The organism is Streptomyces liangshanensis (genome assembly GCF_011694815.1).
GTDB lineage: Bacteria > Actinomycetota > Actinomycetes > Streptomycetales > Streptomycetaceae > Streptomyces > Streptomyces liangshanensis.
In genome coordinates this window covers 5,384,582-5,407,882 of record NZ_CP050177.1, presented here as the reverse complement: position 1 = coordinate 5,407,882, position 23,301 = coordinate 5,384,582, and the positions used below count along the sequence as shown (strand labels likewise).

At 70.1% G+C, this 23,301-nt stretch carries 19 protein-coding genes and 2 tRNA genes; 3 read left to right on the top strand and 18 right to left on the bottom strand.

The window, feature by feature from the left end; genetic code table 11:
* Positions 1–11 precede the first annotated feature (11 nt).
* The 10 genes from HA039_RS23435 to HA039_RS23390 all read right to left on the bottom strand — a co-directional run bounded on the left by HA039_RS23435 (position 12) and on the right by HA039_RS23390 (position 13,207).
* Complete coding sequence (locus HA039_RS23435; RefSeq protein WP_167033099.1) at positions 12–1,562, bottom strand: CYTH and CHAD domain-containing protein; 1,551 nt, start codon at positions 1,560–1,562, stop codon at positions 12–14.
* Between the two features lie 83 nt (positions 1,563–1,645).
* A complete protein-coding gene (gene rodA / locus HA039_RS23430; protein ID WP_167033097.1) occupies positions 1,646–2,845 on the bottom strand; it encodes a rod shape-determining protein RodA in 1,200 nt (399 codons plus the stop codon).
* Between the two features lie 3 nt (positions 2,846–2,848).
* Positions 2,849–5,020 carry a penicillin-binding protein 2 gene (mrdA, locus tag HA039_RS23425; RefSeq protein ID WP_167033095.1) on the bottom strand — a complete coding sequence of 724 codons (2,172 nt, stop codon included), beginning with the start codon at positions 5,018–5,020 and terminating at the stop codon, positions 2,849–2,851.
* Positions 5,017–5,688, bottom strand: a complete 672-nt coding sequence (gene mreD / locus HA039_RS23420) for a rod shape-determining protein MreD (RefSeq protein ID WP_167033093.1) — start codon at positions 5,686–5,688, stop codon at positions 5,017–5,019. Before mreD ends, mrdA begins: the two co-directional genes overlap by 4 nt.
* Before the next feature lie 11 nt (positions 5,689–5,699).
* Positions 5,700–6,653: a rod shape-determining protein MreC gene (gene mreC, locus HA039_RS23415; protein WP_167033091.1), complete on the bottom strand. Its 954-nt coding sequence runs from the start codon at positions 6,651–6,653 to the stop codon at positions 5,700–5,702.
* A gap of 174 nt (positions 6,654–6,827) precedes the next feature.
* Positions 6,828–7,847, bottom strand: coding sequence for a rod shape-determining protein (locus HA039_RS23410; RefSeq protein WP_041996374.1), 1,020 nt, complete (start codon positions 7,845–7,847; stop codon positions 6,828–6,830).
* 252 nt (positions 7,848–8,099) lie between these two features.
* Positions 8,100–8,513, bottom strand: a complete 414-nt coding sequence (gene ndk, locus HA039_RS23405; protein WP_167033088.1) for a nucleoside-diphosphate kinase — start codon at positions 8,511–8,513, stop codon at positions 8,100–8,102.
* A 102-nt stretch (positions 8,514–8,615) separates the two neighbouring features.
* On the bottom strand, positions 8,616–8,969 hold the full coding sequence (locus tag HA039_RS23400) for a DUF4233 domain-containing protein (protein ID WP_167033086.1): 354 nt from the start codon (positions 8,967–8,969) through the stop codon (positions 8,616–8,618).
* A 5-nt stretch (positions 8,970–8,974) separates the two neighbouring features.
* Positions 8,975–10,489 (bottom strand): bifunctional tetrahydrofolate synthase/dihydrofolate synthase, encoded by a 1,515-nt coding sequence (gene folC, locus HA039_RS23395; RefSeq protein WP_167033084.1) that lies wholly within the window; start codon positions 10,487–10,489, stop codon positions 8,975–8,977.
* Between the two features lie 93 nt (positions 10,490–10,582).
* Positions 10,583–13,207 (bottom strand): valine--tRNA ligase, encoded by a 2,625-nt coding sequence (locus HA039_RS23390; protein WP_167033082.1) that lies wholly within the window; start codon positions 13,205–13,207, stop codon positions 10,583–10,585.
* Positions 13,208–13,343: 136 nt separating this feature from the next.
* Here HA039_RS23390 and HA039_RS23385 point away from each other — a divergent pair, with 136 nt between their 5' ends.
* The gene (locus tag HA039_RS23385; protein ID WP_167033080.1) at positions 13,344–14,363 is read left to right on the top strand and encodes a hypothetical protein; all 1,020 of its coding nucleotides are present in this window, start codon (positions 13,344–13,346) and stop codon (positions 14,361–14,363) included.
* A gap of 101 nt (positions 14,364–14,464) precedes the next feature.
* On the opposite strand, the gene clpX is transcribed toward HA039_RS23385, so the two are convergent.
* The 5 genes from clpX to HA039_RS23360 form a co-directional block, all read right to left on the bottom strand.
* Positions 14,465–15,757: an ATP-dependent Clp protease ATP-binding subunit ClpX gene (gene clpX / locus HA039_RS23380; RefSeq protein WP_161311458.1), complete on the bottom strand. Its 1,293-nt coding sequence runs from the start codon at positions 15,755–15,757 to the stop codon at positions 14,465–14,467.
* Between the two features lie 187 nt (positions 15,758–15,944).
* Positions 15,945–16,634: an ATP-dependent Clp protease proteolytic subunit gene (locus tag HA039_RS23375; protein ID WP_167033078.1), complete on the bottom strand. Its 690-nt coding sequence runs from the start codon at positions 16,632–16,634 to the stop codon at positions 15,945–15,947.
* Positions 16,635–16,699: 65 nt separating this feature from the next.
* Positions 16,700–17,305: an ATP-dependent Clp protease proteolytic subunit gene (locus tag HA039_RS23370; protein WP_167037468.1), complete on the bottom strand. Its 606-nt coding sequence runs from the start codon at positions 17,303–17,305 to the stop codon at positions 16,700–16,702.
* A 354-nt stretch (positions 17,306–17,659) separates the two neighbouring features.
* Positions 17,660–19,096, bottom strand: coding sequence for a trigger factor (gene tig, locus HA039_RS23365; RefSeq protein WP_167033076.1), 1,437 nt, complete (start codon positions 19,094–19,096; stop codon positions 17,660–17,662).
* A gap of 190 nt (positions 19,097–19,286) precedes the next feature.
* Positions 19,287–19,363: transfer RNA gene (locus HA039_RS23360), tRNA-Pro, on the bottom strand.
* Positions 19,364–19,506: 143 nt separating this feature from the next.
* Between HA039_RS23360 and HA039_RS23355 the strand changes: the two genes are divergently transcribed.
* Positions 19,507–19,580, top strand: a tRNA-Gly gene (locus tag HA039_RS23355).
* A 119-nt stretch (positions 19,581–19,699) separates the two neighbouring features.
* Here the strand turns inward: HA039_RS23355 and HA039_RS23350 are convergent.
* The 3 genes from HA039_RS23350 to HA039_RS23340 all read right to left on the bottom strand — a co-directional run bounded on the left by HA039_RS23350 (position 19,700) and on the right by HA039_RS23340 (position 21,801).
* Positions 19,700–19,894 carry a hypothetical protein gene (locus HA039_RS23350; RefSeq protein WP_161311462.1) on the bottom strand — a complete coding sequence of 65 codons (195 nt, stop codon included), beginning with the start codon at positions 19,892–19,894 and terminating at the stop codon, positions 19,700–19,702.
* Between the two features lie 610 nt (positions 19,895–20,504).
* Entirely contained in the window at positions 20,505–20,957 is a 453-nt protein-coding gene (locus HA039_RS23345) for an HD domain-containing protein (RefSeq protein ID WP_167033074.1), read from the bottom strand.
* 37 nt (positions 20,958–20,994) lie between these two features.
* Positions 20,995–21,801 (bottom strand): ABC transporter ATP-binding protein, encoded by an 807-nt coding sequence (locus tag HA039_RS23340; RefSeq protein WP_167033072.1) that lies wholly within the window; start codon positions 21,799–21,801, stop codon positions 20,995–20,997.
* A 285-nt stretch (positions 21,802–22,086) separates the two neighbouring features.
* Between HA039_RS23340 and HA039_RS23335 the strand changes: the two genes are divergently transcribed.
* Entirely contained in the window at positions 22,087–23,289 is a 1,203-nt protein-coding gene (locus HA039_RS23335; RefSeq protein ID WP_167033070.1) for a cation:proton antiporter, read from the top strand.
* Positions 23,290–23,301 lie beyond the last annotated feature (12 nt).

The following is a 23,301-nucleotide window of genomic DNA, read 5'->3' as shown; positions in this document are numbered from 1 at the left end:
TACCCCGGTGCTCAGCCGGCCAGCGCCGCCCGCCCTTCCCGGTCCGAGGCCTCCGCCCACACCCGGGGCAGCTCCCGCTCCCGCCGCTCGGCCTGCGCCTCCTCCTGGCCGTACAGGAGTCCCCAGGTGAACGCCGTCTCGCCGGCCGCGTGCGCCTTGACCGCGAGGGCGCGCAGGGCCTCGCGGGCCACCACGCTGTCCTGGTGGTCGCCGAGCACGGTCTGCACGGCCTTCATCCGGTCGGCGAACCGCTTGGCGGGCCGGCCCAGCACCGGCTTCGCCGCCTCGCCCGCGTACCGCGCGCGCTTCGCCGCCTTCCTCGCCTCGTGCAGCGCCACGTCCCGCTCCTCGCCGGGGCGCAGGGCCAGGGCGTGCTCGATACGGGCGGCCAGCCGGCCGTAGTCCTTGAGGATCGCCTTGGGCAGCGCCTGGTCGGGCGGGACGTCCGCGCCCTTGCGCAGCGGCGGGTCCGCGAGCAGCGCGTCGACGGACCGCAGCAGGGCGAGGTAGCGCTCGCCGTCCAGGACGGCGACGGTCGCGCCGCGGGAGTCGGTGCTCCCCGCCGCGTTCCAGATCTGGACACGGGCGCGCACGGGTCCGAGGACCAGCGTCCCGGGCAGCGCGTCGAGCCGGGCGGTGATGCGCTCGGCGAGGACCTCGTGGTCGCGGTCGACGCCCAGCTCGCCCGCCAGCCACTTCAGCTCGTCGGCGATCGGGTCGGTGACGGACCGGTCGAGGATCTTGCGGTACGTACGGAACGCCGAGCGCATCCGGCGGGTGGCGACCCGCATCTGGTGCACGGCGTCCGGCAGGTCGCGGCGGACGGCCGGGTCCTGGGCGGTGATCGCGTCGGCCTGCGCCCTGACGTACGCGAGGACGTGGTCCCCGGCGGTGACCGGGACGGGATGCCGGGCGGAGCCGTCCACGGCGCCCTCGGGGGCGGTCTCCTTGAGGGCCCTGCTGAGCTTGGAGGGCGCGGCGGCGGGCCGCAGCCCGCCCTTGCGGAGCTTCTTCTCGACGGCGTCCAGGATCGCGGGGTCGCCGCCGTCGGCGAGCTCCACCTCGACCTCGGCCCAGGCCGCGACCCGGCCCGGCATCCCGGTCAGGCGTTCGGCGAGGACGGTGTCGACGCTGACCTCGGCGAGCAGCGCGCCGTCCGCGTCCAGCAGGTGGGTGACCTCGCGGGAGGAGCGCAGCCGGACGACGGGGATGAGGGCGGAGCCGCGCAGGCGGGAGCGGAGCAGGGCGGCCAGCTCGTCGGGGACGGTGTCGGCCAGGGGGGCCTGGATCTCGTCGCGGATGCCCGTGGACACCGGGAACTTGAGGTGCCAGCCCGCGTCGGCGCCGCCGGTCCTGCGGCGCAGGGTGAGCTTGTCCGCCGCGAGGCGCAGGTCCGCGGTGTCGTAGTAGACCGCGTCGAGCTCCGCGACGCCCTGGTCGAAGAGGGACGAGACGCCGGGGACCCGGGTCAGGTCCGGCAGGGTGGGCCGGGCGTCCGCACCGCCACCGGCACGCACAGGGAGTTCGTACTTGCGTTCGATCTCGCGCTTTGTGTCCGCCATAGAAGGTACCTATCCCCCAAAAGCGCCCTCAATCGCCGGACGGGCTCGAAAAATGCCCGTCCGGCGCCCTCCCGCACGTTCCCCTACGCGCTCATGGGTCTCTGGACGCGGATCGACTGGAGCAGCCCCACCGCGATCCACACCGCGAACATCGACGTGCCTCCGTACGACACGAACGGCAGCGGCAGCCCCGCCACCGGCATGATCCCGAGCGTCATCCCGATGTTCTCGAACGACTGGAACGCGAACCACGCGATGATCCCGGCCGCCACGACCGTCCCGTACAGCTCGGTCGTCTCGCGGGCGATGCGGCACGCGCGCCACAGCACCACGCCCAGCAGCAGGAGGATCAGCCCGGCCCCCACGAAGCCCAGTTCCTCGCCGGCGACGGTGAAGACGAAGTCCGTCTGCTGCTCGGGCACGAACTGCCCGGTGGTCTGCGAGCCCTTGAAGAGCCCCGTCCCGGTCAGCCCGCCCGAACCGATGGCGATGCGCGCCTGGTTGGTGTTGTAGCCGACGCCGGCCGGGTCCAGCTCCGGGTTGGCGAAGGCCGCGAAGCGGTTGATCTGGTACTCGTCGAGCACCCCGAGCGCGGCGACCGCGATCGCGCCGACGACCCCCGCCCCGACCAGGCCGAACACCCAGCGGTTGGACGCGCCGGACGCGAGCAGGACACCGAGCACGATGACGGCCATGACCATGACCGACCCGAGGTCCGGCATCAGCATGACGATCGCCATCGGGACGACGGCGAGGCCCAGCGCCTTGGCGACCGTGCGGTGGTCGGGATGCAGCTGGTCGCCCGCGTCGACCCGGGCCGCCAGCATCATCGCCATGCCCAGAATGATCGTGATCTTCACGAACTCCGACGGCTGGAGCGAGAAGCCGCCGCCGATGACGATCCACGCGTGGGCGCCGTTGATGGTCGCGCCGAGCGGGGTGAGGACCAGTATCACCAGCAGGACCGACAGGCCGTAGAGCACCGGGACGGCGCCCCGCAGGGTGCGGTGGCCCAGCCAGATCGTGGCGATCATGAGGGCGAACCCTATGCCGGTGTTCAGCAGGTGCCGGAAGAGGAAGTAGTACGGGTCGCCGTGGTTCAGGACCGTACGGTTCCTGGTCGCCGACCAGACCAGCAGGGAGCCCAGCAGGGACAGGGCGATCGCCGAGAACAGCAGCGGCCAGTCCAGCCGCCGCGCGAGCGAGTCACGGGCCGCGAGCCGCGCCCACGTGCTCCGTTCCGGGCCGTACCCGGAGACCGAGAAGCCACTTGTACCGGCCATGGCTCAGTCCCTCCGGACGTGCGGGGCCGCCGCGCCGGCGACCACCTGGGTGTCGGCCTCGGGCTTCGGCGGCATGTACGGCCTGACCTTCGGGGCGTCGATCGAACCGTCGGGCCCGATCCTCGGCAGCGCGGTGGCGGGCACCGGCATCAGGGCCTTCTTCATGTTCTGCTTGCCCTTCGCGTCCAGCCCGTACATCGCCTCGTAGATCTTCCGGACGGCGGGACCGGAGGCGCCGGATCCCGTACCACCCTGGGAGATCGTCATGACGATCGTGTAGTCCTTCGTGTACGACGCGAACCACGAGGTCGTCTGCTTGCCGTAGACCTCCGCCGTACCGGTCTTGGCGTGCATCGGGATCTGCTTCTGCGGCCAGCCGCCGAAGCGCCACGCGGCGGAACCGCGGGTGGCGACGCCCGCCAGCGCCTCGTCGATCTCGTCCCGGGTCTTCTGGTCGAACGGGAGCCTGCCGTGGTCCTTGGGCGCGATCTCCTCGACCCGCCTGCCGTCGGCGCTGATGATCGCCTTGCCGACGGTGGGGTTGAAGAGCGTCCCTCCGTTGGAGATCGCCGAGTAGATCGTCGCCATCTGGATCGGGGTGACGAGCGTGTCGCCCTGCCCGATCGAGTAGTTGACGGAGTCACCGGCGCGCATCCGGTCGCCTTCGAGGCAGCCTTCGTACGCGATCTGCTCGACGTACGTGCCGCCCTTCTTGCCCTGCTTGCACCAGGCGGCCTTGTTGGCCTTCCAGAAGTTCTTCTTCCACTGCCGGTCCGGGACCCGGCCGGAGACCTCGTTGGGGAGGTCGATGCCGGTCTCCTTGCCCAGGCCGAACTGGTGGGCCGTCTTGTAGAACCAGTCGCCGGGGTGCTTCTTCGGCGTCATCCCGCCGTCCTTCTGCCACTCCTTGTGCGCGATCCCGTAGTAGACGGTGTCGCAGGAGACCTCCAGGGCCTTGCCGATGGTGATGCTGCCGTAGCCCTGGGACTCGAAGTTCTTGAAGACCTGCCCACCGACGGAGTACGAACTCGGGCACGGGTAGCTGCCGTTGAACTCGTACCCGGCGTTGACGGCCGCCGTCGAGGAGATGACCTTGAAGATGGACCCGGGGGCCGCCTGGCCCTGGATCGCCCGGTTCAGCAGCGGGAAGTTGGACTTCTTGCCGGTCAGCTTCGCGTAGTCCTTCGCGGAGATGCCGCCGACCCACGCGTTCGGGTCGTACGTCGGCTGCGAGGCCATCGCCACCACCCGGCCGGTCTTCGCCTCCATCACCACGACGGCGCCGGAGTCCGCCTTGTAGTGCACGCTCGTGTTGCGGTCGATCTCCTTGCGGGCGATCTTCATCGCGTTGTGGAGTTCGTACTCGGCGACGGCCTGCACCCGCGCGTCGATCGACGTGACCACGTTCGCGCCGGGCCGCGCCTCGTCGCTCCGGGCCTGCCCGATGACCCGGCCCAGGTTGTCGACCTCGTAGCGGGTCACGCCCGCCTTGCCGCGCAACTCCCGGTCGTACGTGCGCTCCAGGCCCGAGCGGCCCACCTGGTCCGAGCGCAGGTACGGCGAGCTGGTGTCCTGCGCCTCGGTGATCTCCTCGTCGGTGACCGGCGAGAGGTAGCCGAGCACCTGCGAGGTGTTGGCGAGACCCGGCGCGGCGTAGCGGCGGACGGCCGTGGGCTCGGCGGTGATGCCGGGGAAGTCCTCGGTGCGCTCACGGATCTGGAGGGCCTGCTGCGTGGTGGCCTCGTCGGTCACCGGGATGGGCTGGTACGGCGAGCCGTTCCAACAGGGCTGCGGCGTCTTCGCGTCGCACAGCCGGACCTTGTCGGTCACTTCCTTGGGTTTGACCCCGAGGACGTCCGCGAGCCGGGCCAGGACGGCCTTGCCGTCGTCGGGCATCTTCATCAGTTCGGTACGGCTGGCCGAGACGACCAACCGGGTCTCGTTGTCCGCGAGCGGCACCCCGCGCGTGTCCAGGATCGAGCCCCGGACGGCCGGCTGGACGACCTGCTGGACGTGGTTGTTCTTCGCCTCGTCCGTGTACTCGCGGCCGTTGCGCACCTGGAGGTACCAGAGACGGCCACCGAGCGTGAGCAGCAGGGAGAAGACGAGCACCTGGATCACGATCAGCCGGATCTTGACGCGGGGGGTCCTGCCCGTCTCCGGGATGTTGCTCACAGGCGTTTCACCCCCTTGATACGGCCCGCCCGGGCGGCGCGGTTGCGGGCGGCCTTGACCCGCAGCCCGCCGCGCTGGCTGCCGATCCGCAGACCCGTGCCGGTGGCGAGCCAGCCGGCCGCGACGTCGCCGCCACCGCCGCTGCCCTGCGGTTCGGAGAGGGGGTCGTTGTCGGCGCGTCTGGCCAGCCACATGATGAACGGGACGGTGAACGGCGCGAGCAGCAGGTCGTAGACGGCCGCGGTGAACAGCAGGCTGACGAGGCCCACATGGCGGGCCGCGGTGTCACCGACGAGGGCGCCGACGCCCGCGTACAGCAGCGTCGAGCCGACGGCCGCGCCGACGACCACGGCCATCGGGCCGAGCGCCGACCTGATCTGGCCGTTCTCGGGACGGGCGAGGCCCGCCAGGTAGCCGATGACGCAGAGCACCAGGGCGTAGCGTCCCGCGGCGTGGTCGGCGGGCGGGGCGAGGTCCGCGAGCAGGCCCGCGAAGAAGCCGATGAGGGCGCCGCCGACATGCCCGTACACGAACGCCAGGGCGAGCACGACGAGGAGCATCAGGTCGGGGACGGCGCCGGGAAGCTGGAGCCGGGCGAGGACGGTCACCTGGATGACCAGGGCTACCACGACCAGCGTGGCCGAGAGCAGCATCCGGTTGAAGCGCATGGGGATCAGCTCTACCTCTGCTCGTCAACAATCTGACCCACGTCGGCGCCGGCGGTCGGCGACGGGGTGACCGTGACGGTGACGGTGGGTGTGGGGGTGGGCTTCGGCTTGGCCGGCAGGACGGTGTCCCGCGGGTCCTCCCTGGGCGCCTGGACGACAACACCGACGATGTCGAGCTTGGTGAAGCCGACGAACGGGCGTACGTACACGGTCCGGGTGAGGTCCCCGCCGGACGGGTCCACGCGCACGACCGTGCCGACCGGGACGCCGGGCACGAAGGGCTTGTCCTTGCTGGAGCCGAAGGTCACCAGCCGGTCGCCCGTCCTGACCTTGGCCTTGCCGTTGAGCAGCTGGACGGCGAGCGGGCGGTCGCCCTGCCCGGTGGCGAAGCCCAGCTCGTCGGTCTTCTCCATCCGGGTGCCGACGGTGAAGTCCGGGTCGTTGGCGAGCAGTACGGTCGCGGTGCCGGGGCCGACGGTGGTGACGCGGCCGACCAGTCCGTCGCCGTTGAGTACGGTCATGTCGCGCCGGATGCCGTCGTCGGCCCCGGCGTCGATGGTGACGGTCCAGGAGAAGCCCTGGGCCGCTCCTATGGCGATGACCTCGGCGCCCTTGATGCCGTACTGCCCGGTGCCGGCCTTCTTGAGCATGCTGTCCAGCTCGCGCACGCGGCTGCGGTTGCGGTCGTCGCTGCCGAGCTTCTGCTTCAGTGCGGTGTTCTCCTGCTGGAGCGCGGCGATGCGGTCGTGGCGCTCGCCGGAGTCCCGTACGGCTCCGATGGCGTTGCCGACCGGGTCGACCGCGGAGGCGACGCCGTTCTCGACGGGACCGAAGACGGAGGCGGCTGCCTGCCGCGCGCCGTCGACCGGGGAATCCTCACCCCCGCGGATGTCCACCGTGATCAGTGCGAACGCGATGGCGATCAGCAGCACCAGGAGCAGCCGGCTCTCCTTTGTGTCCCTCACGTGCGGCGGCCGTGCCTTCCTCGTAGGAATGGTTGTGCCTGTAGTCGTCGTGCCTGTGGTCGTGGTGCCTGTAGGTCAACGATCCGCCGTGCGGGGGGAAGCGGGCCCCCCGCCACGTGAACCCCCGGACCCGCGAGGGGTCCGGGGGGACGCGTGTGGTCCGGCGCGGTGTGTTCAGCGGCGCGGCTGGGCGTCCAGGACCTGCTGGAGCGCCTCGAACTCCTCGACGCACTTGCCGGATCCGAGCGCGACGGAGTCCAGCGGGTTCTCCGCGATGTGGATCGGCATGCCGGTCTCCCGGCGGAGCCGCTCGTCGAGGCCGCGCAGCAGGGCGCCGCCGCCGGTGAGCACGATCCCACGGTCCATCACATCGCCCGACAGCTCGGGCGGGCACTTGTCGAGCGTCGTCTTCACGGCGTCGACGATCGCGTTGACCGGTTCCTCGATGGCCTTGCGCACCTCGGCCGCGGAGATGACCACGGTCTTCGGAAGCCCGGAGACGAGGTCCCGGCCGCGGATCTCGGTGTGCTCGTCCTTGTCGAGGTCGTACGCGGAACCGATGGTGATCTTGATGCTCTCGGCGGTCCGCTCACCGAGGAGGAGGGAGTACTCCTTCTTGATGTGCTGGATGATCGCGTTGTCCAGCTCGTCCCCGGCGACCCGGATGGACTGCGCTGTGACGATCCCGCCGAGCGAGATGACGGCGACCTCTGTGGTGCCACCGCCGATGTCGACGACCATGTTGCCCGTGGCTTCATGGACAGGGAGTCCGGAGCCGATGGCCGCGGCCATCGGCTCTTCGATGATGTGCACCTGGCGTGCGCCCGCCTGGGTGGATGCCTCGATGACCGCACGGCGCTCGACGCCCGTGATGCCCGAGGGCACACAGACGACCACGCGCGGGCGGGCCAGATAGCGGCGCTTGTGGATCTTCAGGATGAAGTACCGCAGCATGCGCTCGGTGATCTCGAAGTCGGCGATGACACCGTCCTTCAGTGGCCGGACGGCAACGATGTTGCCCGGCGTCCGGCCGATCATCTTCTTCGCTTCGGCGCCGACCGCGAGAATGCCGCCCGTGTTGGTGTTGATGGCGACGACGGACGGCTCGTTGAGGACGATCCCCCGGCCTCTGACGTACACCAGCGTGTTGGCGGTCCCGAGGTCGACAGCCATGTCACGGCCGATGAACGACATGTTGTTCCCCATGAGGATGCGTCTGGCCTTCCCAATCGAAGCGTTTGATGGCTTTTCAGGATGGCGAGGTGGGTGCTGTGGCTTGGAGGCTCATCGTAGTGCCGCCCGCACGCTGACGGCGCGGTGGCCCACCTCAGTAAAGGTGACGATGTTTCGCACCATTGCGTTCCCGGAATCGGCTCGCATATGCCGCAGGGCGACCGAATTCCTTCGGTCGCCCCAGGGCTTCACCGCCGTTTGGCTGACACGCGGTCAGGAAAGACCGGGGAAGAAAAGCTTCAGTTCCCGAATGGCGGACTCTTCGGAGTCCGAGGCGTGGATGAGATTCTCCCGGACAATCGTGCCGAAGTCCCCCCGGATGGACCCAGGCGCTGCGGCGATCGGGTCAGTGGGACCCGCGAGGGCGCGGACGCCTTCGATGACCCGCTCGCCCTCGACCACCAGTGCGACGACGGGACCCGAGGCCATGAACGCGACCAGCGGCTCGTAGAAGGGCCGGCCCTTGTGCTCGCCGTAGTGCTGCTCCAGCGTCTCGTGGTCGAGCGTGCGCAGCTCCAGCGCGGCGATGGTCCAGCCCGCCTTGCGCTCGATACGGCCGATGATCTCGCCCACGAGTCCTCTCCGGACCGCGTCCGGCTTGAGCAGGACGAGGGTGCGCTGGGTCATGTGTGCGGCTCCTTGCAGGCATATATACGAGCGGTGGTGCGAGGTTACCGCTCGCCACCGAGCCCGCGGCACCCGGACCTCGGCTCACCGATCAGGCCTGAGCTAGGGCGCTTCCGCGCCCTGCGCCGCCTGGGCGGCCCAGCGGGCCTTCGTCTCGTCGATGACCCGGCCGTAATGGACCGACGCCCACCACAGGGCGGTGAAGACCGGGCCGAGGACGAACATCGCCGGTACGACCAGGCCGCCCGCGATCAGCGCGACGTGGAACGCCCAGCCGAGCGCCACCCCGCCCGGACGGGTGATCAGCCCGCAGAGCAGAACGGACAGGAGCATCGCGGCCCCGCACACCGCCCAGACCGTTCCCGTCGACAGATCGCCCGACTTCATCGCGACCAGTCCGGCGAATCCGATGACGAAGAATTCGGCGATCAGAGTGGACGCACACAGCGTACGCATCGAATTCAGCGCCTTCCCAGAAGCAGCCGGGCCTCGCCCACCGTGATGACGGAACCCGTCACCAGAACACCGGCCCCGGCGAACTCCGCGTCGTCCTCGGCGAGCGTGATCGCCGCCTCCAGCGCGTCGTCCAGCCGCGCCTCGACCACCACCCGCTCGTCGCCGAACACCTCGACGGCCACCGCGGCCAGCTCGTCCACGTCCATCGCGCGGTGGCTGGAGTTCTGCGTGACCACCAGCTCCGTACAGATCGGCTCCAGCGCCTCCAGCACCCCGCGCACGTCCTTGCCCTCGCTCGACCCGATCACCCCGATCAGCCGGCTGAACCCGAACGACTCGGTGATGCCCTCGGCCGCCGCCCGCGCGCCCGCCGGGTTGTGCGCCGCGTCCAGCACCACCGTGGGCGAACGCCGCATCACCTCCAGGCGGCCCGGCGAGGACACCGACGCGAACGCCTTGCGGACCGTGTCCATGTCCAGCGGGCGCGCGTGCTCCGCGCCGACCCCGAAGAACGCCTCCACCGCCGCCAGCGCCACCGCCGCGTTGTGCGCCTGGTGCGCGCCGTACAGCGGGAGGAACACCTGCTCGTACTCACCGCCGAGGCCGCGCAGCGTCAGCAGCTGCCCGCCGACCGCGATCTCCCGGGCGACGATCCCGAACTCCAGGCCCTCCCGGGCCACCGTCGCGTCGACCTCGACGGCCTTCTTCAGCATCACCTGCGCCGCGTCCACCGGCTGCTGCGCCAGGACGACCGTCGCGCCCGCCTTGATGATCCCGGACTTCTCCACGGCGATCTCGCCGGGCGTCGACCCGAGCCGGTCCGTGTGGTCCAGGTCGATGGGGGTGACCACCGCGACCGACGCGTCGATGACGTTCGTCGCGTCCCAGCTGCCGCCCATCCCGACCTCGATGACCGCCACGTCCACCGGCGCGTCCGCGAACGCCGCGTACGCCATGCCCGTGAGCACCTCGAAGAACGACAGCCGGTGCTCCTGCGCCGCGTCGACCATCTCGACGAACGCCTTGATGTCGTCGTACGTCTCGACGAAGCGCTCGGCGGGGATCGGGGCGCCGTCCAGGCTGATCCGCTCGGTGACCGACTGGACGTGCGGGCTCGTGTACCGCCCGGTCCGCAGCTCGAACGCGCTCAGCAGCGCCTCGATCATGCGGGCCGTGGACGTCTTGCCGTTGGTCCCGGTGATGTGGATCGTCGGGTACGCGCGCTGGGGGTCGCCCAGCACGTCCATCAGGGCCTCGATCCGCCCCAGCGAGGGGTCGAGCTTCGTCTCCCCCCAGCGCCCGCCGAGCTCCTGCTCGACGGCGCGCAGCGCCTTGTCCACCTCGGGGTCCTCGGGACGGGACGGCACCTCGTCACCCCGCTGCGGCCCGGCCTGGGCGCGCAGGGTGCGGCTGCCCGCCTCGATCACGGCGAGGTCGGGGTCTCGGTCGGTCTCGGCCGCGACGATCTCGTCAAAGTCGTCGTACTCACCGGGCTGGTCGGAAGGACGCTGCTCACTCACGGGTCCAGTCTACGGAGAGCGCCGTCCCCGCTCGCCGGACGGGCCGATTTCGACCCGGCCGGCGCGCGGTGGAGGGTGTCGCACGCGGTGCGGTCAGCCCTGCGGCAGGCCCGCGATCTGCGCGGTGATCCGCGCGATGTCCGCCTCGGCCTTGGCCAGGCGCGTACGGATCTTGTCCACGACGTTGTCCGGCGCCTTGGCGAGGAACGCCTCGTTGCCGAGCTTCGCCGTCGCCTGCGCCTTCTCCTTCTCGGCCGCGCCCAGGTCCTTCGTCAGCCGCTTGCGCTCGGCCTCGACGTCGATCGTCCCGGACAGGTCGAGCGCCACGGTCGCGCCCGCGACCGGCAGGGTGGCGGTCGCGTGGAACCCGTCGCCCTCCGGCTGGAGCCGCAGCAGCTGCCGGATGGCCGCCTCGTGCGCGGCCAGCGGCGTACCGGACAGGTCGAGCCGGGCCGGGACCTTCTGGCCGGGCTGGAGACCCTGGTCGGCGCGGAAGCGGCGGACCTCGGTGATCACCTGCTGGAGGTGCTCGATCTCCCGCTCGGCGGCCGGGTCGCGGAACCCGCTGTCGGCCGGCCAGTCGGCGATGACCACCGACTCCTTGCCGGTGAGGGTCGTCCACAGCGTCTCGGTGACGAAGGGGACGACGGGGTGGAGGAGGCGCAGGGTCACGTCGAGCACCTCGCCGAGGACGCGCCCGGAGACCTTGGCCTGCTCGCCGCCCTCGAAGAAGGTGGTCTTGGAGAGCTCGACGTACCAGTCGAAGACCTCGTCCCAGGCGAAGTGGTAGAGCGCGTCGCTGAGTTTGGCGAACTGGTAGTCGTCGTAGTACGCGTCGACCTGCGCGACGGTCTCGTTGAGACGGGAGAGGATCCAGCGGTCGGTGGCCGACAGGCGCGCCGCCTCGGGGAGCGGTCCGTCGACCGTGGCGCCGTTCATCATCGCGAACCGGGTCGCGTTCCAGATCTTGTTGGCGAAGTTACGGGACGCCTGGACCCAGTCCTCGCCGATCGGGACGTCCGCGCCGGGGTTGGCGCCGCGCGCGAGGGTGAAGCGGACGGCGTCGGAGCCGTACGCGTTCATCCAGTCCAGCGGATCCACGGCGTTCGGGTTGGACTTCGACATCTTCTTGCCGAACTCGTCACGGACCAGACCGGTCAACGCGATGGTGTGGAAGGGCGCTTGGCCGTCCATCGCGTAGAGGCCGAACATCATCATCCGGGCGACCCAGAAGAAGATGATGTCGTGGCCGGTGAGGAGGACGTCCGTGGGATAGAACTTCTCGAGATCCGGGGTCCGTTCGGGCCAGCCGAGGGTCGAGAACGGCCACAGCGCCGACGAGAACCACGTGTCCAGGACGTCGGCGTCCTGCGTCCAGCCCTCGCCCGTCGGCGCCTCGTCATCGGGGCCGACGCAGACCGTCTCGCCGTTCGGGCCGTACCAGACCGGGATCCGGTGCCCCCACCACAGCTGGCGCGAGATGCACCAGTCGTGCATGTTGTCGACCCAGTCGAAGTAGCGCTTCGACATGTCCTGGGGGTGGATCGCGACCCGGCCGTCGCGGACCGCGTCGCCCGCGGCCTGGGCGAGCGGGGCGACCTTGACCCACCACTGGAGGGACAGCCGCGGCTCGATGGTGGTCCGGCACCGCGAGCAGTGGCCGACGGAGTGGACGTACGGGCGCTTCTCGGCGACGATCCGGCCCTGCTGGCGCAGCGCCTCGACGATGGCGGAGCGCGCCTCGAAGCGGTCGAGCCCCGCGAAGGGGCCCGGCACGGTGATGACGGCCCGCTCGTCCATGATCGTCAGCGACTCCAGGCCGTGCCGCTGGCCGATCGCGAAGTCGTTCGGGTCGTGCGCCGGGGTCACCTTGACCGCGCCGGTGCCGAACTCGGGGTCGACGTGGGTGTCGGCGACGACCGGGATCGTACGGTCGGTGAGGGGCAGCTTGATCCGCTTGCCGATGAGGTGCGCGTACCGCGCGTCGTCGGGGTGGACGGCGACGGCGGTGTCGCCGAGCATCGTCTCGACCCGGGTCGTCGCGACGACCAGCGTCTCGTCGCCCTCGCCGTACTTGATGGAGACGAGCTCGCCGTCGTCCTCCTGGTAGTCGACCTCGATGTCGGAGATCGCCGTCAGGCAGCGCGGGCACCAGTTGATGATGCGCTCGGCGCGGTAGATCAGCTCGTCGTCGTACAGCTTCTTGAAGATCGTCTGGACGGACCGGGACAGCCCCTCGTCCATGGTGAAGCGCTCGCGGGACCAGTCGACCCCGTCGCCGAGCCGGCGCATCTGGCCGAGGATCCGGCCGCCGTACTCCTCCTTCCACTGCCAGACGCGCTCGGTGAACGCCTCACGGCCGATGTCCTGCCGGGACTTGCCCTCCTCGGCGAGCTGCTGCTCCACCTTGTTCTGGGTGGCGATCCCGGCGTGGTCCATGCCCGGCAGCCACAGCGACTCGTAACCCTGCATCCGCTTGCGGCGGGTGAGAGCGTCCATCAGCGTGTGCTGGAAGGCGTGGCCGAGGTGGAGCGTGCCCGTGACGTTCGGCGGCGGGATGACGATCGTGTACGGGGGCTTCTCGCTCTTCGCGTCCGCTTCGAAGTAACCGCGTTCTACCCAGCGCTCGTACAGTTTCCCCTCCACCTCGGCCGGCGCGTACTGGGTCGGCAGTTCGGGGGTGCTGGCTGGCTGCGGGTGCTGAGCGTTCTCGGTCACGGGCCCAGTTTAGAGGTGTCACAGGCCTGTCCTGAAACGAGATGTTCCGTAACGGTGCCGTCCCCGGTGATCCCCGCGGGTGACCCTTCCGTCAGGATGTTCGTAACGCATAAAGCATCTGGAGGGGACAGATCACATGAGCAGCAACCAGCCGGGCCCGTACGGTGGGCAGCAGCCTCAGCAGCCAGGGCCGTACGGTCAGCCGGGTCCCTACGGCCAGCAGCCGCCGCAGGGTCCGCCGCAGCCCGGCTACGGTTACCCTCCGCAGGGCCAGCCGCCCCAGCCGGGGTACGGCTACCCGCAGCAGCCGGGCCAGCAGCCCGGACCGTACGGACAGCCCCCGCAGCCTGCCGGACCCTACGGGCAGCCGGGCCAGCAGCCGGGGCCGTACGGGCAGCCGCCGCAGCAGCCCCCGTACGGCGGCGGGCCGTTCCCGCCCCCGCCGGGTCCCGCGCCGAAGAAGAAGACGGGGCTGATCATCGGCGTCGTCGTGGTGGCTCTCGCGGTGATAGCCGGCGGCGCGTACTTCGTGACGCAGGGCAGCGGCGGTGGCGGCGCCTCCGTCGCGGACGACGGGGCGCACAAGCTCACCGCCCCCGAGACCGTGATCAACGGGACGTACAAGAAGGACAAGGCGCAGAGCGCCGAGACCGGCATGACCGAGAGCGATCTCAAGGACGCCGAGCAGTGGGGCGTGAAGAACGCCAAGGACGTGGGCGCCAGCTACAAGTCCGGTGACGAGGCGAACCCGTTGGCCGGGAAGGTCCTGACGTTCAGCGGCGTGTACGGCGAGATCGCGGACCCGGAGAAGACCGTCGACGCGATGTTCGCGTACCTCAAGACGCAGTCCGAGAAGGACGCGGACAGCCAGTCCGTCGGCACCCTCGTCGGCAGCCCCAAGGCGTACACGCCGGCCGGGCTCGACGGCGCGGTCATGAAGTGCCAGGAGATCAAGGTCAAGACCAATGACTCCGGCGCGACCGCCGGCGGGCCCGCGGAGATCGCCTTCCCGATGTGCATCTGGGGCGACCACAGCACCGTCGCCTCCGTCACCTATGTCGAGGTGGCGAACGCGATGACCGGCAAGAGCGGACCGCTGGAGAACGCCGCCGACATCGCGGCGAAGCTCCGCAAGGACGTGCGCGTCAAGTCCTGACCCCCGCGCGCCCGCCCGCACGACGCAGGGGCGCCCGATCCGGTGTGAACCGGTCGGGCGCCCCTGTCGTGTATCCGGTGGCGGCTCCTGCGCGTCGGCCGTTACGCGGACTTCTCGTGGCGGCCGTCGTTCTTGACGATGCGCGGCTCCCGCGGGACCAGCGTCGGGTTCACGTGCGAGAGGACCACGTCCTCCGTGATGACCACGCGCGCCACGTCCTTGCGGGACGGGACGTCGTACATGACCGACTGGAGGACCTCTTCCATGATGGCGCGCAACCCGCGGGCGCCCGTGCCGCGCAGGATCGCCTGGTCGGCGATCGCCTCCAGCGACGGGCGGTCGAAGTCCAGCTCCACGCCGTCGAGTTCGAAGAGGCGCTGGTACTGCTTCACCAGCGCGTTGCGCGGCTCGACGAGGATCTGGAGGAGGGCCTCGCGGTCCAGGTTGTGCACCGAGGTCAGGACCGGCAGGCGGCCGATGAACTCGGGGATCATCCCGAACTTCACCAGGTCCTCCGGCATGACCTCCTGGAACTGGTCGCTCGCCTCGATCTCGCGCTTCGAGCGGATCGTGGCACCGAAGCCGATGCCCTTGGCGCCGGCCCGCGACTCGATGATCCGCTCCAGGCCGGAGAACGCGCCGCCCACGATGAACAGCACGTTCGTCGTGTCGATCTGGATGAATTCCTGGTGAGGGTGCTTACGGCCGCCCTGCGGCGGGACCGAGGCCGTGGTGCCCTCCAGGATCTTCAGCAGGGCCTGCTGGACGCCCTCGCCGGAGACGTCGCGCGTGATCGACGGGTTCTCGCTCTTGCGGGCGACCTTGTCGATCTCGTCGATGTAGATGATCCCGGTCTCGGCCTTCTTGACGTCGTAGTCGGCCGCCTGGATCAGCTTCAGCAGGATGTTCTCGACGTCCTCGCCGACATAGCCGGCCTCCGTCAGCGCCGTCGCGTCGGCGATGGCGAACGGGACGTTCAGCATGCGCGCCAGGGTCTGGGCGAGCAGCGTCTTGCCGGAGCCCGTGGGGCCCAGCAGCAGGATGTTGGACTTGGCGAGCTCGATCGCGTCGTCACGGCCCGCCCCGCCGCCGTTCTCGCCGGCCTGGACGCGCTTGTAGTGGTTGTAGACCGCCACCGAGAGGGCCTTCTTCGCGGGCTCCTGCCCGACGACGTACCCCTCGAGGAACTCGTAGATCTCCCGCGGCTTGGGCAGTTCCTCCCACCGCACCTCGGAGGTCTCCGCGAGCTCCTCCTCGATGATCTCGTTGCAGAGGTCGATGCACTCGTCGCAGATGTAGACACCGGGACCTGCGATGAGCTTCTTCACCTGCTTCTGGCTCTTCCCGCAGAACGAGCACTTGAGCAGGTCGCCGCCATCACCGATGCGTGCCACGAGGTGCTTCCCCTTCGCCTGGGAGCAGCTTGGTTCAGCGGCTCCTGTGCCTCATATCCGACGGTACCTTGCCCGGGCCCCCGTTCGGGCCCCCCTTGGCGCGGTTCACATGGTCGTGGGACTCCGCCGTACCGTCCGCGACGTCCGATCATGACCTGTGCGACCCGCGCCGAGGGCGCCGGGTGCCTCAGGCGGCCGCGGCAGCGGCCGTCGTCTTGCGGGTCGACACGATCTGGTCGACCAGACCGTACGCGAGCGCGTCCTCGGCGGTGAGGATCTTGTCGCGCTCGATGTCGTCGCGGACCTTCTCGATCGGCGTCGTCGAGTGCTTGGCCAGCATGTCTTCCAGCTGCGCGCGCATCCGGAGGATCTCGTTGGCCGCGATCTCCAGGTCGGAGAGCTGCTCGCGGCCGGTCTGGCTGGAGGGCTGGTGGATCAGCACGCGCGCGTTCGGGAGGGCCAGTCGCTTGCCGGGGGTGCCGGCGGCGAGCAGCACGGCGGCGGCCGAGGCGGCCTGTCCCATGCACACGGTCTGGATGTCCGGCTTCACGAACTGCATCGTGTCGTAGATGGCCGTGAGGGCCGTCATCGAGCCGCCGGGGCTGTTGATGTAGATCGAGATGTCCCGGTCCGGGTCCATCGACTCCAGGCACAGGAGCTGCGCCATGACGTCGTTGGCGGACGCGTCGTCGATCTGCACGCCGAGGAAGATCACGCGCTCCTCGAAGAGCTTCGCGTACGGGTCGTACTCGCGCACGCCCTGCGAGGTGCGCTCCACGAAGCGCGGGATGACGTAGCGGTTGTCCACCTGCGGGCCGGTGTACAGGCCGGACGCGGTGTAGCTCGCGGGATTGTTGTTCATGTGGGTGTTCACCATCCTGATGGCATTCGCTGGGCGGGGCTGCGGGGGCTGGTCGGTCGGCCGAATCGGGGCGGTGGTGCTCAGGCCCCGGTGCCGCCGCCGCCCGGAACACCCGAGGCAACGGAGATGATCTCGTCGATGATGCCGTAGGCAACGGCTTCCTCGGCGGTGAACCAGCGGTCGCGGTCACCGTCGCGGATGATCGTCTCTTCGGTCTGGCCGGTGTGGCGGGCCGTGATCTCGGCCATGCGCTTCTTCGTACGGAGGAGCTGCTGGGCCTGGATCTTGATGTCGGAGGCGGTGCCCCCGAGGCCCGCGGAACCCTGGTGCATGAGGATGTCCGTGTTGGGCAGCGCGAAGCGCTTGCCGGCCGTGCCGCCGGTCAGCAGGAACTGGCCCATGGAGGCCGCCATGCCCATGCCGATGGTCACCACGTCGTTGGGGATGTACTGCATGGTGTCGTAGACGGCCATGCCGGCCGTCACGGATCCACCGGGGCTGTTGATGTAGAGGTAGATGTCCTTCTCGGGCTCGGCCGCCAGGAGGAGGAGCTGCGCCGTGATCTTGTTGGCGATGTCGTCGTCGACCTGCTGGCCGAGGAAGATGATCCGCTCTCCGAGCAGTCGGCTGTAGACCTGGTCGCCGAGGCCACCACCGAGGGACGGCTCACCGGCGGCGTAAGGCATCAGATTCGTCACGTATCCACCTGCTCGTCTCTGACGGCTGCGGCCGTCTCAGCGTCTTCGTTCCGAGGGGTCGGGGGACTCCCCTGCCCTCGTATTCATGGACCCTAACGCGCTGGTCGGCGAGGGCCATCCCGCTTCCGTGACTGTTCGCTGGGAGCGCAAGGCAGTTGGGGCTCCCAGCGGCCCTGGGCGGGCCCGCGGGACGCGCCGCCCCGATGCGGGGCCCCGGGGTCCTCCGGAGGCCGTCAGCGGGGCTCCGGGACGGGGTGACGGGTGTCCGCCGGGGCGGAAGGGGGCGGGCCCCGGGCGCGTGTCGCGTCCGGGGCCCGTCCTCAGGTGCGGTGACGCGGTGGATCAGGCGTCGGTCTTGCCCGCCTTGGCCTCGTCGCCCTGCTCGCCGTCGGCGGCGGAGGCGTCGTCGGCCGGGGTGGCGGCCTCGACGGTCTCGGCGCCCTCGGCGGCCTCGGCAGCCTCGTCTTCGTCGTCCTCCAGGTCGACCGTCTCACCGTTGGTGTCGACGACCTTGGCGGACTCGACGACCACAGCGAGCGCCTTGCCGCGGGCGACCTCGCCCACGAGCATCGGGACCTGGCCGCCTTCGACGACCGCCTGGGCGAACTGGTCCGGGGACATGCCGGAGGACTGCGCGCGGCGCATGAGGTGCTCGGTGAGCTCCTCCTGGCTGACGTTCAGCTTCTCCTTGTTCACCAGCTCGTCGAGGATGAACTGGGTCTTGATGCCCTTGACCGCCTGGTCCTTGGTCTCCTCCTCGAACTCCTCCTCGGTCTTGCCCTGGATCTCCAGGTACTTCGCGAGGTCGAGGCCCATCTGACCGAGCTGGTGGTGCTCCAGGTTGTGCTTGCGGGTGTTGATCTCGTCCGCGAGCAGCTTCTCCGGGATCGGCACCTCGGCGAGCTTGAGCAGCTCTTCGAGGACGCGCTCCTGGGCCTGGGTGGCCTGGTCGTACTGCTTCATGTTCTCCAGCCGCTTGCGGCTGTCGGCCTTGAGCTCGTCGAGGGTGTCGAACTCGCTCGCCGTCTGGGCGAAGTCGTCGTCCAGCTCGGGGAGTTCGCGGGCCGAGACCGTGAGCACCTTGACGGTGACCTCGGCGGGCTTGCCCTCGGCGGCGCCGCCCTTGAGCTCGGAGGTGAAGGTGGCCTCGCCACCGGCCTCCAGGCCGATGACGGCCTCGTCGATGCCGTCGAGCAGCTCGCCGGAACCGATGGTGTACGACACGTCGTTGGCCACGCCGTCCGGCAGGACCTCGCCGTCGACCTTGGCCTCCAGGTCGATCGACACGACGTCGCCGGCGGCGGCGGCGCGCTCGACGACGTTGGTCGTCGCGAAGCGGTCGCGCAGCTGCTCGACCGACTTGTCGACGTCCTCGTCGGTGACCTCGACCGCGTCCACGGTGACCTCGATGCCGGAGTAGTCCGGGATCTCGATCTCGGGGCGGATGTCCACCTCGGCGGTGAAGGACAGCAGCTCGCCGTCCTTGAGCTCCTTGATGTCGACCTCGGGCTGGCCGAGGACGTTGAGCTCACCTTCGTTGACAGCCTCGGTGTAGAACTTCGGGAGGGCGTCGTTGACGGCCTCCTCCAGCACAGCACCACGGCCGAACCGCTGGTCGATGACCCGGGCCGGGATCTTGCCCTTGCGGAAGCCCTTCACCGTGACCTGCTGGTTGATCTTCTTGTACGCCGCGTCGAGGCTGTCCTTGAGCTCCTCGAAGGGCACCTCGACTGTGAGCCGAACCCGAGTCGGGTTCAGGGTCTCCACGGCGCTCTTCACGGTTCGGTCTCCTTGGTGGCTGAATTCTGGGGTTCTGCTGTCTCCGCCGCACTCGCGGCGGCCACAGCGGATTCGGCCCGGCTTCGTCAGATCCTTCAGAAGACTCTTCAGACACACAGGCACGCAGCTTGCATAGTAACCGCAAGCGGGAAGAGCCCCACAACGTGATCTTGTCGTGCGGTCGGGCTACTGGTCGGGGTGGCCGGATTCGAACCGACGACCTTCCGCTCCCAAAGCGGACGCGCTACCAAGCTGCGCCACACCCCGTTGGTGCGACACGTAGGGTACATGCCCGAGGGCACTGAGTACGCCGTCCGCGCCGCACCGGCGCCAAGTGATGTGCGGGGAACGGCGGTGACCCGCTACGATGCTGTTCGTGCCGCGGTCGTCCGACCGGCGGCGCGCGTTGTGCGGGCGTAGCTCAATGGTAGAGCCCTAGTCTTCCAAACTAGCTACGCGGGTTCGATTCCCGTCGCCCGCTCCACAGCTTCGGCCCGGCCCGTGTGCGCAAGCCACCGGCCGGGCCGTTCGCGTTCCGCCGCCCGGTTCCGCGCCGGGTCGGCGTCGAGGCGCGGGGCCGCCGGTCAGAACGTGATGTTGCCGTTAGAACGTGATGTTGCTGATCGTGTCCGCTATCGAGTTGAGCGTCCGGTTCACCGCCGGCGCCATGTTCGTGGACGCGAGGAAGAAGCCGAACAGCACGGCGACCACCGCCGGGCCGCCCTTGAGGGAGCCGCCTCGGATCAGCACCACGAGGATGATCGCCAACAGCACCACCACAGACAGTGAAATGGCCACAACTGATCACACCCTCCGTCGGTCCGCCTCGCTCAGCCGCAGAAGCGCACGACGTCGCACACCTCGCTCCGACCATCGTGCCATCAACACCCTTGTTGATGTTGCTCCGTGACGAAACATCGACGTCAAGTTCTCGCCAATCGCGCGTCCGGCGCGCCGGGTTGCGGTCAACTCCGCCGCGCCCGGCGGGAGATGAATACCCGTGCGAATTCGGTCCGACACCCGGCCCCTCGCAGAATTAATCCGCGGCTCATTTCCCTGTCACCTGCGGACGGCCTGCGGGGGCGGGGACGCGTCGATTGACTTGGTGTCAGAGTCGGTGCGGCAAGGGTGAGCAGAGGTGACCCCTTGACCGCTTTTGTGCGGGTCGATCCGGGCATAGAGGGCGGGTGTTGGGGGGAGGAGGGGTGCCCGCATTCCGTGCCCCGGGTGGGCCGGGAAAGCTTTACGAAACGTTTTGCGCATGGCCGGGGCGCGACCGGCCCGCCCGGTTCCGTAACGGTTACGGCGTGGGTCCGCCGCCCGGCCTTTCCGGCGTCCCGATCGGGTCCAGGGACCGGAAGCTGTGCCTCCGCTGTGGCCGACACGCCGGGATCCGGGACAGCTGCGGCTACGCGGTCAGGCCAAGCAGGCGTCGTACCGTCGCGTACTTCGCGGCGAGGCGGGTCCTGGTCGGCTCGTCGAGTACGGCGAGCCGGGCCGGGTCGGCGTTGTGCGCGAGGTCCGACTCCTTGACCAGGAGGGCGCCCGGCGTGGCCAGGATCCGGGCGGTGTACGCGTCGAGGGCCTCGCCCTTCTCCTTCGTCAGGGCGAGGACCATGTCCTTGACCTCGGGCGGGAGCGGGGCGGCGGCGAGCCACTCGCGGGACAGGGCGTCGTCCTCGACGGCGTCGTGCAGCCAGGCGGCGGCGATCTGCGCGTCGGACCCGCCCCGGGCCCGTACCCCCGCGGCGACCGCGCTCAGGTGTTCCGCGTAGGGCCGGCCGGCCTTGTCGGTCTGGGTGGCGTGGGCCTCGCGGGCGAGGGCCTCGACCTCGGCCAGGGTCAGGGTCAGGTGCGGCATGCGCGGACTGTACCGGCCCTCCGCCGCGCGGGCGGCCTCAGGCCGCGGCCCCCGTGCGGGAGAAGGCCGGGGCGGTGAGGGACGTCATGCGGGCGGCGATCCGGGCCGCGCCGGCGCGGGGCAGGCTGTCCGCGATGAGGCCGTCGGCGAGGAAGAGGACGCGGTCCGCGTAGGCGGCGGCCGCCGGGTCGTGGGTGACCATGACCACGGTCGCGCCGAGGGAGTCGACGGCGGTGCGCAGGAGCGACAGGATCTCGGCGGCCGTGGCGGTGTCGAGGGCGCCCGTCGGCTCGTCGGCGAAGACGACGTCGGGCTCGTTGACGAGGGCGCGCGCGATGGCGACGCGCTGTTGCTGGCCGCCGGACAGTTCGGCGGGCCGGCGCCTCGCCTTGTCGGCGAGGCCGAGCCGGGCGAGGATCTCGGCGGTACGGCGCCGGTCGGGGCGGTGGCCCGCGAGGCGCCCGGGCAGTTCGATGTTCTGGCCGACGGTCAGCGCGGGCAGCAGGTTGAACGCCTGGAAGACGAAGCCGAGCCGGGTGCGGCGCAGTTCGGTGAGCCGGGTCTCGCTCATGCCGGTGATCTTCGTGCCGCCGAGCCGCACGGAACCGGTCGTCGGGTGGTCGAGACCGGCCGCGCACTGGAGGAACGTGGACTTGCCGGAGCCCGAGGGGCCCATGACCGCGGTGAAGCTGCCGCGCGGGAGGGCGAGGTCGATCCCGCGCAGGGCGTGGACGGCGGCCGGGCCGCGTCCGTACTGACGGCGTACGTCGCGGAGTTCGACGGCGATGCCGCGCTCCCCGCCGCCGTCGCCGTCGTGCCGGGTGCGTGTGCGTCGTAATCCCATGGTGTCCGCCCTCTCGCGTAGCGGGGCCGGCTCCGACGGGCCCGTGACCCCTGCCGTTCCGACGCTAGTGAGCGGGGGTGGGGCGGGCCATGGCGGTGCCTGGCGGACCGGGGGTGGGGGTAGCCCTACCGGGCTGGGACGGGTGCGGGGAAAGTTGCTTGTTAAACTCTTTGGTAAAGTAACTACTGACGATTACTTGACCTTCCCTTGACCTTCGCTCCTGCCCTTGCCCATGCCCCAGCCGACGGAGGAAAGCCCATCGGACACGCGGAGACCCTCATCGCCATGGGCGGCGCGTTCCTCGCCGCCGCCCTGCTCGCCCGCCTCGGCAGCCGTATCGAGCTGCCCACCATCCCCCTGTTCATCCTGGCCGGGATCCTCCTCGGCCCGCACACCCCCGGCATCGTGCTGGTCTCCGACCCCCACGACCTGGAGATGCTGTCCGCCCTCGGCCTGGTGCTGCTGCTCTTCTACCTGGGCCTGGAATTCCACCTGGACGACCTCAGGGCGGGCGGCCGCAAGATGGCGCTCGCCGGGGGCGCGTACCTGACGCTGAACGTCGGCGCGGGGCTCGGCTTCGGCTTCGCGCTGGGCTGGGGCACCTCCGAGGCGCTCGTGCTGGCCGGGGTGCTCGGCATCTCGTCGTCCGCGATCGTCACCAAGGTGCTGGTGGACCTGGGCCGTATCGGCAATCCCGAGACGAAGCCGATCCTCGGCATCATCGTCGTCGAGGACATCTTCCTCGCGCTCTACCTCGCGGCACTCCAGCCGATCCTGTCCGGCGCGGACAGCCTCCGGGCGGCGCTGCTGGACGGCGGGAAGGCCTTCGGGTTCCTGCTGCTGCTCGCGCTGGCGGCGCGGTTCGGGACGAAGGTGGTCGGCCGGCTCATCGACACGAAGGACGACGAGCTGCTCGTCATCTCCTTCCTGGGCGCGGCCGTGTTCGTGGCGGGGGTCTCGGAGTGGTTCGGGGTCGCGGACGCCATCGGCGCGTTCATGGTGGGGCTGATGCTGGGCAGTACGTCGTCCGGCGGGCGGATCAGGAAGCTGGTCCACCCTCTGCGGGACGCCTTCGGCGCGATCTTCTTCTTCGCCTTCGGCCTGTCGATCAACCCGGGCGACCTGCCGACGGTGCTGTGGCCGGTGCTCGCGGCGGTGGCGGTGACGCTGGTGATGAACGTGCTCGCGGGACTGGTGGCGGCGCGCATCAACGGCTTCGGCGCGGGGCCGGCGGCGAACATCTCGACGACGCTGCTGGCGCGCGGCGAGTTCGCCCTGATCCTGGCGACGATGGCGGCGGGGGCCGCGCTGGACGCGCGGTTGGCGCCGTTCATCGCGGGTTACGTGCTGGTCCTGGCGGTCCTGGGGCCGCTGGCGGCGGGCCGTTCGCACTGGCTGGCCCGGGTGCTGCCGGGCGGCCGGGCGCCGACAGCGGCCGGCGGGAGCGACGGGGCCGTGGCGGCGCGGGAGAAGGAGCCGGTGAGCTGAGACGGGACCCTG